The sequence below is a fragment of the Mesorhizobium sp. WSM4829 genome, assembly GCF_055811475.1.
This window is the reverse complement of record NZ_JBVVQJ010000013.1, coordinates 33,851-46,736: the sequence shown is the minus strand read 5'-3', so window position 1 is coordinate 46,736 and position 12,886 is coordinate 33,851. Positions and strand designations below refer to the sequence as shown.

Annotated in this window: 13 protein-coding genes; 11 read left to right on the top strand and 2 right to left on the bottom strand. The window is 64.0% G+C overall.

Annotated features, from left to right (window positions below; translation table 11 throughout):
* Positions 1–76: 76 nt before the first annotated feature.
* The 5 genes from AC0L17_RS14815 to AC0L17_RS14795 are packed head-to-tail and all read left to right on the top strand — an operon-like array spanning position 77 to position 5,061.
* Positions 77–1,024, top strand: coding sequence for a MurR/RpiR family transcriptional regulator (locus AC0L17_RS14815; protein ID WP_473516377.1), 948 nt, complete (start codon positions 77–79; stop codon positions 1,022–1,024).
* Positions 1,021–1,668: a cysteine hydrolase family protein gene (locus tag AC0L17_RS14810; RefSeq protein ID WP_473516376.1), complete on the top strand. Its 648-nt coding sequence runs from the start codon at positions 1,021–1,023 to the stop codon at positions 1,666–1,668. Before AC0L17_RS14815 ends, AC0L17_RS14810 begins: the two co-directional genes overlap by 4 nt.
* The gene (locus tag AC0L17_RS14805) at positions 1,665–2,987 is read left to right on the top strand and encodes a type I glutamate--ammonia ligase (RefSeq protein WP_473516375.1); all 1,323 of its coding nucleotides are present in this window, start codon (positions 1,665–1,667) and stop codon (positions 2,985–2,987) included. The genes AC0L17_RS14810 and AC0L17_RS14805 overlap by 4 nt, the downstream gene beginning before the upstream one ends.
* Positions 2,987–3,754, top strand: a complete 768-nt coding sequence (locus tag AC0L17_RS14800) for an N-formylglutamate amidohydrolase (protein WP_473516374.1) — start codon at positions 2,987–2,989, stop codon at positions 3,752–3,754. Before AC0L17_RS14805 ends, AC0L17_RS14800 begins: the two co-directional genes overlap by 1 nt.
* Complete coding sequence (locus tag AC0L17_RS14795; RefSeq protein WP_473516373.1) at positions 3,751–5,061, top strand: aspartate aminotransferase family protein; 1,311 nt, start codon at positions 3,751–3,753, stop codon at positions 5,059–5,061. Before AC0L17_RS14800 ends, AC0L17_RS14795 begins: the two co-directional genes overlap by 4 nt.
* Before the next feature lie 6 nt (positions 5,062–5,067).
* Here the strand turns inward: AC0L17_RS14795 and AC0L17_RS14790 are convergent, their stop codons facing one another.
* Both AC0L17_RS14790 and AC0L17_RS14785 read right to left on the bottom strand, forming a co-directional pair.
* Positions 5,068–5,940 carry a DUF7847 domain-containing protein gene (locus AC0L17_RS14790; protein WP_473516372.1) on the bottom strand — a complete coding sequence of 291 codons (873 nt, stop codon included), beginning with the start codon at positions 5,938–5,940 and terminating at the stop codon, positions 5,068–5,070.
* Between the two features lie 69 nt (positions 5,941–6,009).
* The gene (locus AC0L17_RS14785) at positions 6,010–6,774 is read right to left on the bottom strand and encodes a glycerophosphoryl diester phosphodiesterase membrane domain-containing protein (protein WP_473516371.1); all 765 of its coding nucleotides are present in this window, start codon (positions 6,772–6,774) and stop codon (positions 6,010–6,012) included.
* Positions 6,775–6,925: 151 nt separating this feature from the next.
* Here AC0L17_RS14785 and AC0L17_RS14780 point away from each other — a divergent pair, with 151 nt between their 5' ends.
* From AC0L17_RS14780 to AC0L17_RS14755, 6 genes are read left to right on the top strand one after another with little or no spacing between them, the layout of a single operon-like run.
* Entirely contained in the window at positions 6,926–7,552 is a 627-nt protein-coding gene (locus tag AC0L17_RS14780) for a DUF4129 domain-containing protein (protein ID WP_473516370.1), read from the top strand.
* Positions 7,549–8,754, top strand: a complete 1,206-nt coding sequence (locus AC0L17_RS14775) for a DUF4350 domain-containing protein (RefSeq protein WP_473516369.1) — start codon at positions 7,549–7,551, stop codon at positions 8,752–8,754. The genes AC0L17_RS14780 and AC0L17_RS14775 overlap by 4 nt, the downstream gene beginning before the upstream one ends.
* Positions 8,741–9,697 (top strand): AAA family ATPase, encoded by a 957-nt coding sequence (locus AC0L17_RS14770; protein ID WP_473516368.1) that lies wholly within the window; start codon positions 8,741–8,743, stop codon positions 9,695–9,697. The genes AC0L17_RS14775 and AC0L17_RS14770 overlap by 14 nt, the downstream gene beginning before the upstream one ends.
* Positions 9,694–11,004, top strand: coding sequence for a DUF58 domain-containing protein (locus AC0L17_RS14765; protein ID WP_473516367.1), 1,311 nt, complete (start codon positions 9,694–9,696; stop codon positions 11,002–11,004). The genes AC0L17_RS14770 and AC0L17_RS14765 overlap by 4 nt, the downstream gene beginning before the upstream one ends.
* Entirely contained in the window at positions 11,001–12,032 is a 1,032-nt protein-coding gene (locus tag AC0L17_RS14760) for a stage II sporulation protein M (protein ID WP_473516366.1), read from the top strand. The genes AC0L17_RS14765 and AC0L17_RS14760 overlap by 4 nt, the downstream gene beginning before the upstream one ends.
* On the top strand, positions 12,019–12,885 hold the full coding sequence (locus AC0L17_RS14755; protein ID WP_473516365.1) for an RDD family protein: 867 nt from the start codon (positions 12,019–12,021) through the stop codon (positions 12,883–12,885). Before AC0L17_RS14760 ends, AC0L17_RS14755 begins: the two co-directional genes overlap by 14 nt.
* Position 12,886 lies beyond the last annotated feature (1 nt).

Genomic DNA, 12,886 nt, shown 5'->3' with positions numbered 1-12,886 from the left:
GACCGAAATTAAAATCTCTGTAATAAACTCGACACAACGAGGCAGAGCAAGCCCAGCGCGGATTTTGGGGAGGCCTATGGCGATACGCGATGTTCTGATGCGCGGGGATCTTGCGCTGACGCCGTCGGAGGAAAAGATCGTCCGGCTGCTTCTGACCGACTATCCGACCTCTGGTCTCGGGACCGCTTCGTCACTCGCCCGGCGCGCCGGCGTCAGTGACCCAACCGTGGTCAGGCTGGTGGTGAAGCTCGGCTATGACGGCTTTCCGGACTTCCAGGCCAAGCTTCTGGCCGAAGTCGAGGCCAGACTGCATTCGCCGCTGCTGATGATGGAGGCCAAGCGGCCGACAGGCGCGGAAGACAGCGCCATCCTCGCCTATCTCGGCTCCGTCGGTGCCGCGCTCGAGAAATCCGTCAGCCTGACCCCGCTGCAGAGCTATGAGCGCGCCGCTCGTTTGCTGATGGAGACCAAGGGCGAGGTGGTCATGCTTGGCGGCCGTTTCAGCCGCCACATCGCCGGCATGCTCGCCGGCTACATGCTGCAATTCAGGCCGGGTGTGCGCGACCTCGGCGCGCTGTCGGCACAGGCCTTCGACACGCTGGCCGATCTTGGCCGACGCGACGTGCTCGTCGTTTTCGATTATCGCCGCTACCAGTTCGACGTCATCGACTACACCAGGCAGGCGGCGGCGCGCGACGTGCGCATCGTGCTGTTCACCGACCAATGGCTGTCGCCGATCGCCGATCTCGCCGAAGTCACCATCGTCAGCCCGCTGGAAGTCGCCTCCCCCTATGACACGCTGGCGCCGGCGATGGCGCAGATGGAGGCGCTGGTCGCGCAGATCGTCGCCACGCTGAGCGATGGCGCCCGCGAACGCATCGAAAAATTGGAGGAGGTGCGGCATGCCAATGCCGTGACCCTCGACAGTGCCGGCCCCGAAGAAAACGCGGCGCGCAGGATGCCCGGGCCCAAATCAGCCCAACCCAGATCACCCAAATCAGTGAGGCAGGACCAGAAAGCATGACGCAGGCATTGCCAAAACGAAACGAGCCGTTCCGGGCCGGCGAAACCGCGCTGCTGCTGGTCGACATGCAACGTGTCTGGCTGGAGCCCGGCGCCGATCCGGCGCATCCGGAGCGTGGCCCCGACCACTATTTCTACCGGCAGACGGCGTCGCAGACGATCCCCAACCAGCAACGGCTGCTGGCGGCTGCCCGTGCCAATGGCGTCGAGGTGATCCACACCATCATACAGAGCCTGACGGAAGACGGCCGCGATCGCTCGCTCGACCACAAGCTGACGCCGATCCATATCGCGCCCAGCTGGCCGGCAGGCCTGCCGGTGCCGTCGCTGGCGCCGGTCGGCGACGAGATCATGCTGCCGAAGACCTCGCCGGGCGTATTCAACTCGACCAACATCGATTATGTCTTGAAAAACCTCGGCGTGCGTTACCTCATCGTTGCCGGCATCATGACCGACCAGTGCGTCGACATGGCGGTGCGCGACGCCGCCGATCGCGGCTATCTCGTCACCTGCGTGTCGGATGCTTGTGCCGCCGCCACGCAAGAGCGCCACGACGGTGCGCTGAAAGCCTTCGGCGGCTATTGCTGGGTCACCGACACCGCTACCGTCGCCGCCCGCTTCGAAGCCTTGGGAAAAGCCGCATGACATCGACCGTCGAACCGCTCGTTGCCGTCGTCACCACCGATCTCTCAGCGATCACGCGCGGCCGCTCCGTCGTCGAAAGCAGGCTGCAGAACATCGCTGCCACCGGCGTCGGCTGGCTGCAGGCCAATTTGTCGCTGACCCCGTTCAATTCCATCGTCGATCCCAATCCCTGGGGTTCGTCCGGCGATGTGCGACTGGTGCCTGACCTCAACGCACGTTTTCGCACGGCGCTAACCGGGTCGGTGACGCCGTTCGACATGGTCGCGGGAAACATTGTCGAACTCGACGGCAGCCCCTGGGTCGGCTGCACGCGAACCATGCTCAGCGATGCGCTGGCGGAGTTGAAGGCGGCAACCGGGCTTTCCGTCATCGCCGCCTTCGAACATGAATTCCACATCGCCGATGCCGGCTTCGTGCCGGGTCATTCACTGTCGTTCGCCGCATTGCGCCGCGCCGATCCCTTTGCGCCAAATCTGATGGCGGCGCTGGAGGAAGCGGGCGTCGCGCCCGAAGTCGTCATCGCTGAGTTCGGCAACGAGCAGTTCGAGGTGACGCACGAGCCAACCAATGCGCTTGCCGCAGCCGACCGAGCCGTCGCTATCCGCGAGATCACCCGCGAAGTCGCGCGCAATGCCGGATGGCGCGCCAGCTTCACACCCAAACCCGCGCCCGATGCTGTCGGCAACGGCGTCCACATCCATTTCAGCTTTGTCGACGAGGCCGGCAAGCCGGTGACTTACGATTCGGCGCGACCGGGCGGTCTTTCCAGCCAGGCCGGCGCCTTCTGCGCCGGCGTGCTGCGCCATCTGCCTGGGATCACCGCCATGACGGCGGCGAGCGTGTCGTCCTATTACCGGCTGAAGCCGCATAGCTGGAGTTCGTCCTACACCTGGCTTGCCGATCGCGACCGCGAGGCTAGCCTGCGCATCTGCCCGACGGTGACGATCGGTGGGCGCGATCCGGCGCCGCAATACAACATCGAATATCGGGCCGCCGACGCCACCGGCAATCCTTATCTGTCCCTGGCGACGATCATTCGGGCCGGGCTGGAAGGGCTGAAGGCAAAGCTGCCGACACCGCCGCTGGTCACCGGCGACCCGACGCTGATGAGCCAGGCGGAGCGCAAGAAGCTTGGTCTGGTGCGCCTGCCGGAAACCCTGCCGGCGGCGCTCGACGCGCTCACCGCCGACAGCACCGTCACCGGGTGGTTCGCGCCGGTCTTCGTCGAGACGTTCGTCGGGCTCAAGCGACACGAGACCGAGCGCCTTGCCGGCCTCGATCCGGTGGCTGTTTGCGACCTCTACCGGACGCTTTATTGATGGCTGCGAAGCTTGCGAATGAGTGGCCGGCTGCCGTCGACGTGCTCAACGAAAATGGACGCTCTGACATCGTGCTGTTGTGCGAGCATGCGTCCAACCACATTCCGGCGGAGTACGGACAGCTGGGGCTCGATATCAGCCATCTGCAACGCCACATCGCCTGGGATATCGGCGCCGCCGAAGTGACGCGCCGTCTGTCGGTGCTGCTCGATGCACCTGCCTTCCTCGGCGGCTATTCGCGGCTGCTGATCGACCTCAACCGGCCGCTGGGCACGAGCGGCAGCATTCCTGACCTGTCCGAAGACACCGGTATTCCCGGCAATATCGGCCTCGATCCGTCCGAGCGGGCACGGCGCGCCGAAATCATGTTCGCGCCTTTCCATGACCGGGTGGCCGCCTATCTCGACCGCCGGGCGAAGGACGGCAGGCCGACACGGATCGCGACGATCCACAGTTTTACGCCGGTCTTCCTCGGGGTTCCCAGGCCCTGGCATGCCGGCGTGCTTTACGATCGCGCCGGCGATTTCGGTGAAACGATCCTTGCCGGCCTGCGCCACGACGAAGCGCTCAATGTCGCGGCGAACGTGCCTTACGTGATCAGCCGCGACGCCGACTACGCCGTGCCCATCCACGGCGACGACCGCGGCATTGCCGCCGTCCTCATCGAGATCCGGCAGGATCTGTTGTCGAGCCGCTCCGGCATCGAGGCATGGGCGAACCGCCTGGCCGCCGTCTTGCCCGCGCAACAGAAGGAGAAGGCGTCATGAGCAATCTGCGCGAGCGCGATGCAATAACCATCGCCCAGATTGGCAAGCTGCGTTTCTCGCCGCTGAGCGTCGTCGGCGGCCGGGGCAACCGGCTGATCGAGGAAGGCGGCCGCTCGCTGCTCGACCTGTCCGGCTCAGCCGGTCCGGCAATCCTCGGTTACGGCCATCCGGCCATCGTCGCGGCGGTCGAGGCGGCGATCCGCGACATGGCCGGCGCCAGCCTCTTGCTCTACCCCAACGAACCAGCGGTTTCGCTGGCCGAGCGGCTGCTGGCGATCACGCCGGGCGACGGTGAGCGGCGTGTCTGGTTCGGCCATTCCGGATCGGACGCCAATGACTGCGCGGTGCGTGTGCTGCAGGCCGCCACAGGCCGCTCGCGCTTCATCTCCTTCATCGGCTCCTATCACGGCAATCTCTCCGGCTCGATGGGCATCAGCGGCCATACCGCCATGACCCACACGCTGCCAAGGCCGGGCCTGCTGCTGCTCCCCTACCCCGATCCGTTCCGGCCGCAGTTTAGTGCCGAGGCGGTTCTTGCGCTGCTCGACTACCAGTTCGAGACCACCTGTCCGCCGCATCAGGTCGCGGCAGTGTTTATCGAGCCGCTGATGTCGAATGGCGGGCTGATCGTGCCGCCGCCCGGCTTCCTCAAGGCGTTGCAGGAACGTTGCCGCAGGCATGGCATCAAGATTGTCGTCGACGAGGTCAAGGTCGGGCTGGCCCGCAGCGGCATGATGCACTGTTTCCAGCACGAAGGATTGACGCCGGATCTCGTCGTCTTCGGTAAAGGTATCGGCGGCGGCCTGCCGCTTTCGGCCGTTGTCGGCCCAAAGGAGATCATGGACCACGCGCCGGCCTTCGCTCTGCAGACGACCGCCGGCAACCCGGTTGCGACGGCTGCCGGCAACGCCGTGTTGAAAACGATCGACAGCGAAGGTCTGGTCGCACGCTCGGCGCGCGTCGGCACGCTGTTTTCAGACGCACTGCGGGCGCTCTGCGCAAAACATGAGATCATCGGCGACGTGCGCGGGCGTGGCCTAGCCGTCGGCGTCGACCTGGTCACGGACCGCAAGACACGCGAGCCGGTCGCGGCAACGACGACGGCCAAGATCATCTATCGCGGCTACGAACTGGGTGCTGCCTTCACCTATGTTGGGCTGAAAGCCAATGTGCTCGAATTCATGCCGCCGCTGACGCTGACCGAGGACGAGGTTGCCGAGGGCGCAGCAATAATCGACCAGGCGATCACCGACGTGACCGCAGGCAAGGTCTCCGACGCAGATGTCGCATCCTTCATGATGTGGTAGGCGGCGTCAGGAGAAGATCTCCGCCAGTTCGTCGACGCTGGTGCCTTCCTTGACTTGCCGCAGTTCGACGTAGCTGACCGCGATGGCAACCGACATCAAAGTAGACACGACTGTCGAAACAAGCGCGCTTCCGATTGCGCCGACAACAAGGCCAACGGTCGAAAGGCTGCCGGTAATGGCGAAAGTAAATCCAAACAACAATGCAAACGCCATTTGGATGGCAATCGCCGCCAAGAACAGAACCAGCAAAAGACCGAATAATGACCAGCGGCTGCCCTTCGTCAGAGCACGGCTGCGCGACATCGAACCAAACACGCCAAGCCGCTCCTGGATCAGCACGGGCACGGAAACCAATATACCGAGGAACAACATGATGCCTGGAACCACCAACGCGATGAACGCGATGAACACAATGATGTTTCCAAAAACGGTGATAAGCATGCCAGCCACGAACATCGTCACCACTAACGCGAGGATCATGGTGAGGAAGACAACCAGGCCCATCCCGAGCGTCGGGAACATGCAACGCAAGGCGATCTGGATGCAGTCACCGATTGCCGGGCGCTTGCCGTTCAAGTCTTCTATCGTCGCCCTTACCAGTGACGACTGAAACAACAAAGCCAGCACAAAATAGATCAAGCCAAAAGCCATCGATATTAGCGAGTTGCCTAGAACCGCCGATGGATCGGCAACCGCCAGGCTTTCGGGATCGGCAAAATCAAGGTTGGCAAGATTTCTGTAATTCCAAAGGTTGAGCACCAGTGCCGGAAGGGCGGAAAAAAGAGCCGCCAGTCCGACCAACAGACCCGGATTGCGGCCGATGACCGCAAAACTATTGCTGAAAACCCTGCCGATGCGAAACTTGTCCGGTCGTTCCAATGTCGTTGAACCATGACGTAAACCTGTCCAGTCAAGGCCGATCCTGATGCGGTGAAGGCGGCCTTGCCGCTATGAGAAGATCTCCGCCAGTTCGTCGACGCTGGTGCCTTCCTTGACCTGCCGCAACTCGACATAGCTGACCGCCGGCGCAACCGAGGTCACCACGGATACGACGGATGTCACCAGGGCATCCAGGATGAGAGCCGTTGTCACGCCAAAGACCATGACGACTTGGCTCAAGACCAGCTGGATGACGATCACCGCTATGATCAGGATAATCCAGAATCCGAACAGCGCCCAGCGGCTCCCTTTGGTCAGCTCGCGGCTGCGCTTCATGCTGCCGAACACCCCCCGCCGTTCCTGAACCAGAACCGGCACGGCGACCGACCAGCGGAGCCATAGGATGATGCCGGGGACGATGAGCAGCATGAAGCCCAATCCCGCACCAAGAGAGACCAGTACTGCGATGCCTATCACCGGCAGCAGGAGGGAGATTGCCATCTTGAGGCTGTCGCCCATTGATGGCCGCTTGCCATTCAGATCCTCGATGGCCGCGCGCACCAGCGTCGCCTGCAAGATCGCTGCCAACACCATGGAAGCCAGCACGACAAGGATTGTAACGATAACGCGTTGGGCCGAGAACTCCGGAGTGCCTGTCTCGGTGCCGCTTGCCCATTTCCAGAGCCAAAGCTGGTAGAGCAACGTTGGCAAGCCTGAAAACAGCACTGCCAGCCCGAGGCAAAGCACGATATTGCGGCTGATGACAGCAAAGCTGTCGTTGAAAACCCTGCCGATGCGAAACTTGTCCGGTCGTTCCAGTGTCGTTGAAACCATGATGCGTCCCCTCGCTCAATCGCCGCATATCGGCTGGTGATCCCCGCATCAAATGTGCCAACATTGGAGATCGACGTCTAGCCCACTTGCAATTGCCATTGTGCATTGCCAGTGTCGACTGGGAACCACAGGTTGCAGGGGACGGTTGGCAGTGGCACAGCCAGGCACAGCGGAAGCCGAATGGCTGGCAAAAGCGCATCAGCAGTTGATCTCGGACAAGTCGATCCAGTTCGAGCTGCCGGCCTATGTGCCGCCCCAGCCGCCTGACTGGCTGAAGCCGCTGCTGGACCTGTTGTCGTCGCTCGGTCCTTACATGATCTATCTGTTCTGGGGGGCGGTGATATCAGGTGCCGCGATCATCCTGCTCCTGGTCTTTCTCGAGATGAAAGGTATCGCCTGGCGCCTGCCATGGCAGCGCGCGCGGCGCGAAACCGAGGCGGAGGAAGCATGGCGTCCCGACGCCGGCGCCGCGCAGATCCTGCTGTCGGAAGCCGACTCGCTGGCCGCGCGAGGCGACTATGACGAAGCGGTTCATCTCCTGCTTCGGCGCAGCGTCGCCGATATTGCCGGCCGGCTGCCGGATTTTTTGCGCCCGTCGCTCACGGCGCGCGACATCGCCGCGGCTGCTTCGGTTCCCGCCAAGGCCCGCGCGGCGTTTACCGAGATCGCACGCATCGTCGAAGCCGCATTGTTCGCGCGCAGGCCGGTCGGCGCCGAAGGCTGGCGGCAAGCACGCGGCGCCTATGAGCGGTTCGTCTTCCGGGATGCCTGGATATGAGCGCTGCGACGGTCGAACCAGCGGCGCAGGAACCGTTCAATCGAAGAACGCTGTTTTGGGGCATTTTCGCCAGCCTGCTTGCGGCAGCGGGTTTCTTCCTGCTGTCCACCTATGCGCCCGACTTCCGGCAACCCGGCAATGGCGGCGCCACGCCGCTGTCGAAAAGCGGCGTTGGCTATGCCGGCCTGGCTGAATGGTTGCGGCTCACCGGCGAGCCTCCAGCCATGGCACGAACCGAGGACGATCTCGGCACCGACATGCTGCTGATCGTCACCATTTCGCCCGAGAGCGATCCCGCCGCGCTCGACCGCATCCTCGAACTTCGGCAGGACCTGAATACCCTCTTCGTGCTGCCCAAATGGCAAACCCTGCCGCTGCAGGAGCACGAAGGTTGGAAGATGAAATTCGGGCGATTGCCAGAAACCGTGGTGAACCAATGGCTCGGCCGGATCGCCAAGACAAGGATCGGCGACGGCCAAAGCACGGTGCGGCAACTCGACGTCGAAGGCCGGTCCGTTGCCGCCCCCGACGAATTGCAGTGGGTGGCGGACGAGCATCCAATCATAGCAGCCGGCAACGACAAGGCTGTGCTCACCGAACTGGTCGACAAGCCTTTTTATATCCTGACCGACCCCGACCTGATCAACAACGCCGCGCTTGCGGATTCCGCCAAGGCGGCAGCCGCGCTCGACCTGATTGCATTGCTGCAGCCCGAAAAGGGCCAGGTCATGTTCGATCTCACGCTGCACGGCGCGGGGCGAAAATACGACCTTGCCAAGCTCCTGGTCGAACCGCCGTTCCTGGCGCTGACGCTGACGATCCTGGCCGCGGCGGCGCTGGCTTTCCTGCGCGGCCTAGGCCGTTTCGGCCCGCCGCGCGCCGACCAGCGCGCCATTGCCTTCGGCAAGCGTGCGCTGGTGGATACGACGGCGATGCTGTTGCGGCGCGCCGGGCGGCTCGATGAACTGGGAGGCCGTTATGCCGCCTTGATGCGGGTGCGCGCCGGCGCACTGCTGGGAGCGCCGCAGGGCCTGCAAGGCGAAGCGCTCGACCGCTGGCTCGATTCTCGCGATAAGGACGAAATCAGCGGATTCACCGCGCGGGCGCAAGCCGCCGGCGAGGCGAAAAACCTGACGCAAATGCACGAGGCAGCCGAGCGGCTGCACGATTGGACGGCAAGGAGGCTCGGTGAACGTCGATGAAGTGAAGGCCCTGGCGACACGGATCAGGGAAGAAGTGGCCAAGGCGATCACCGGACAGCACGATACGGTCGACCTGATGCTGACCGCCCTGTTCGCCGGCGGGCATATCCTGCTGGAAGGCCCTCCGGGCACGGCCAAGACAATGACCGCGCGCTGCTTCGCGCAGGCTCTGGGTGTCGCCTACGGGCGCATCCAGTTCACGCCGGACCTGATGCCTGGCGATATCGTCGGATCGAACATCTACAATTTCCAGACTGGACAGTTCACGCTGACGCGCGGTCCGATCTTCTGCGAACTTTTGCTTGCCGACGAGATCAACCGCACGCCACCCAAGACACAGGCAGCACTTCTGGAGGCGATGCAGGAGCATGCGGTCACTTTCGACGGCACCACGCATTCGCTGGGCCGCAACTTCATGGTGGTCGCGACCCAGAACCCGATCGAGCATCAGGGTGTCTATCCCCTGCCCGAAGCACAGCTCGACCGCTTCCTGTTCAAGCATCGGGTCAGCTATCCCGGTCCCGAGGAGGAACGGGCCATCATCATCCATCACGGTGGCGGCTCCGCCTCGCACGACATCGCGCAATACGGCATCAAGGCCCAGACGGATCGCAAGACGCTGGAGAAGGCACTCGAAACCGTCGGCTCCGTCACCCTCGTCGACGACGTCGTCGGCTACATCGCGGCGCTGGTGCGCGCCACACGCGACACCGCCGATTTGGAGGTTGGCGCCAGTCCACGCGCGGGCGCCATGCTGGCCAGGGCGGCGCGGGCGCGGGCAGCGCTCGACGGCCGCGCCTATGTGATCCCAGACGACGTCAAGGCGCTGGCGGTGCCGGCGCTGCGCCATCGCGTCATCCTGTCGCCGGCCGCGCAGATCGATGGCCGGCTGGTCGAGCAGATCGTCTCCGACCTGGTCGACCAGACGGAAGCGCCGCGTTGATCTATCCCAGCGGCCGAGCGGTGTGGGCGGCAGCGGCGGGCGCGGTGCCGGCCTTCCTGGTCGCACTGGCGCTGCCGTCATTGTGGTATCTCGGATTACTGTGGATCTGCCTGGTGCTCGCCTTCCTGGCGGTGGACACCGCGGCCGGACGCGGGCGGAAATCGCTGGCTGCCAGCCTCCACGCGCCGCCGCAGGTCGGCGTCGGCGGCCAGTTCACCGTCCATGTCGCCGCCCGTCTTTCAGGCCGGACGCCAACCCTGGAGGCGCGCGTCGGTCATGATGAGCGCCTGGTGCCGATCGGCGGAACCGGCGGTCCCCTGGCTGCCACCGGGGATGGCGGATCGCTCGACCTGCGGTTCCAGGCGCTGCGGCGCGGCATCGCCAGCTTCGATCGTCTGTGGCTGCGCTGGCGCGGGCCGTTCGGGCTGGTCTGGAACCAGGTCGTCCTGCCGATGGAAAGCAAGGTGGCGGTGTTGCCCGACGTCCGCAGCGCCCGCGACCAGGCGATCACGCTGCTGCAGCGCAACGCCCTGCCCGACGGGCATGCGCAGCGCCGGGCCGGCCAGGGCCGGGAATTCGAGGCGCTCAAGGATTATCAGCCCGGCATGGGCCGGCGGATGATCGACTGGAAGCGCAGCGCCCGCCACGGCAGGCTTCTGGCGCGCGAGTTCCGTATCGAGGAGAACAACAACATCGTGCTGGCCATCGACAGCGGACGCCTGATGTGCGAGCCGGTCGACGGCCTGCCGAAGGTGGACCGGGCAGTGGCTGCCGCCTTGCTGTCGGCGTTCATTGCGCTCAAGGGCGGCGACATGGTCAGCCTGTTCAGCTTCGATGCGCGGCCGCGCGTCGCCAGCGGCGCGGTGCGCGGCTCGGCCAGCTTTGCAATGATCCAGAAGCGGGCGGTTGAGATCGACTATTCCAACGAGGAGACCAATTTCACCCTGGCGCTGACCACGCTTGCGGCACGGCTCGACCGGCGCTCTCTGGTGATCATCTTCACCGACTTCGTCGATCCGATCAGCGCGGAATTGATGCTGCGCACCGTCGGCAGGCTCACCGAACGGCATCTGGTGCTGTTCATGATGATCAGGGATGTCGAATTGGAGAGCTTGGCCGACATGCCACCTTCATCAGGCGAGGATGTCGCCCGCGCCGTCGTCGCCGGCGGGCTTTTGCGCGAAAGGCAGGTCGTCATCGGCCGGTTGCGGCTGCTCGGCGCGCATGTGATCGAAGCCGACCATCAAAGGCTGGGGCCGGCGCTGGTCGAGCGCTACCTGCAGTTCAAGCGCGAGGATTTGTTGTGACTGCGCCAGTACCCGGCGATGCTCGACGCGGCGATGCCGTACGCCAGTCGCTGGCCAGCTTCCGTCGGGAGCGCGAGGCCGACTGGAAGGCGTTCGAGGCGCTACTCGCCCGCGTCGAGAAACGCGCGCCGCGGACGCTGTCGGAAGAAGAGCTGCTGTCGCTGCCGCTGCTCTACCGGTCGGCATTGTCTTCGCTTTCGGTGGCGAGAGCGACATCCCTCGACAGCGCACTGATCGCCTATCTCGAATCCCTGTCGCTGCGGGGATATTTTTATCTCTATGGGGCACGCCGCGGACTACCGCAGCGTGTTGGCGATTTCTTCCTGCACGACTGGCCCGGTGCCATCCGCGATTTGTGGCGCGAGACGCTGGTGTCGGTGGCGCTGATGTTTATCGGCATCGGCGCCGGCGCCTGGCTGGTAGCGTCCGACAAGGGCTGGTTCGACGCGATCATCCCGTCGGGCTTGGCCGCCGGCCGTGGCCCCGACGCTTCGGCCGAGATGCTGCGCAGCATGCTTTATGATGGCGACAATGGCTTTCTCTCAGGCTTTGCCGCTTATCTTTTCACCCACAACGTCCAGGTCGCAATCCTCGCCTTCGCGCTTGGATTTGCTTTCGCGGTGCCGACGGTGCTGCTGATGCTGTTCAACGGCTGCATGCTGGGTGCGCTGTTCCAGGTCTACTGGGCAAAGGGGCTCGGCATGGAACTTGGCGGCTGGCTGGCCATTCACGGCACCACCGAATTGTTCGCCATAGCACTGGCCGGCGCTGCCGGCATCCGGATCGGCACGAGCATCGCCTTTCCCGGCGAGTTGACCCGCATGACGGCAGCCGCCCATGCCGGACGCATCGCAGCGACCGCGATGGTCGGCGTTTCGGTCATGCTGCTGTTTGCCGGACTGCTCGAGGGCATCGGCAGGCAGACGATCACCAGCGATGTCACCCGCTATGCCGTTGGCGGCGGCATGCTCGCACTGTGGATCGGCTATTTCTACCTTTTCCAGGTGGTGCGCTATGGCGACCGCTAGACGCGCTGCGCTGGCGACAATGCGCTCGCTGATCACGCCTGAAGGTGTCGACCTTCAGATAAAGCTGGCCGACGCCGGCACACGGGCGGCCGCTTTCCTGCTCGATGTCGTGTTTATCGCCACGGCTGCAATCGCCGTCACGATTGTTGCGATCTTTGGAGTAACCGGTTTCGGCACTGATAAATTGCAGCCGCTTTTCATCGTCTGGATCATCGCGATCTTTTTTCTGCGCAACGTCTATTTCATCGCCTTCGAGGCGGGCCGGCGCGCGTCGACCCCCGGCAAGCGGATCATCGGCATCAGGGTGGCGTCACGCAACGGAGCCGGCCTGTCGGTGGATCAGGTCATCGCCCGCAATCTGATGCGCGAGATCGAGGTCTTTCTGCCGCTGTCGATTATCGCCGGACGCAGTGGGATGGGCGTCGCCGATACGCTGACGACAGTTTTTGGGTTGGTATGGGCGCTGCTGTTCGCCTTGTTCCCGCTTTTCAATCGCGACCGGTTGCGGATTGGCGACCTCCTGGCGGGAACCTGGGTCGTCGAGGCGCCTAAGCGCACGCTGATGGAGGATCTGTCGGCACGAAAAGATCCGGTCGCCAGGACTTTTCAGTTCAGCCACGCGCAGCTCGATGCCTATGGCATCGCCGAACTGCACAAGCTGGAAGAAGTGCTGCGCCGCGACGACTATTTCGCGCTGCGGGCGGTGGCTGAGACGATCGGACGCAAGATCGGTTCAACGCCGCAGGCGCATGATGCCCGCCCGTTCCTGACCGCGTATTACGGCGACCTGCGGGCCCATCTCGAGCGAAAGCTGCTGCTGGGCAAGCGAAAGGAAGACAAGCATCAGCGTTAGG

Coding starts and splice junctions, on each gene's coding strand:
- AC0L17_RS14810 (WP_473516376.1), top strand. CDS start 1,021: ATGACGCAGGCATTGCCAAAACGAAACGAGCCGTTCCGGGCCGGCGAA.
- AC0L17_RS14800 (WP_473516374.1), top strand. CDS start 2,987: ATGGCTGCGAAGCTTGCGAATGAGTGGCCGGCTGCCGTCGACGTGCTC.
- AC0L17_RS14775 (WP_473516369.1), top strand. CDS start 7,549: ATGAGCGCTGCGACGGTCGAACCAGCGGCGCAGGAACCGTTCAATCGA.
- AC0L17_RS14805 (WP_473516375.1), top strand. CDS start 1,665: ATGACATCGACCGTCGAACCGCTCGTTGCCGTCGTCACCACCGATCTC.
- AC0L17_RS14785 (WP_473516371.1), bottom strand. CDS start 6,774: ATGGTTTCAACGACACTGGAACGACCGGACAAGTTTCGCATCGGCAGG.
- AC0L17_RS14755 (WP_473516365.1), top strand. CDS start 12,019: ATGGCGACCGCTAGACGCGCTGCGCTGGCGACAATGCGCTCGCTGATC.
- AC0L17_RS14795 (WP_473516373.1), top strand. CDS start 3,751: ATGAGCAATCTGCGCGAGCGCGATGCAATAACCATCGCCCAGATTGGC.
- AC0L17_RS14815 (WP_473516377.1), top strand. CDS start 77: ATGGCGATACGCGATGTTCTGATGCGCGGGGATCTTGCGCTGACGCCG.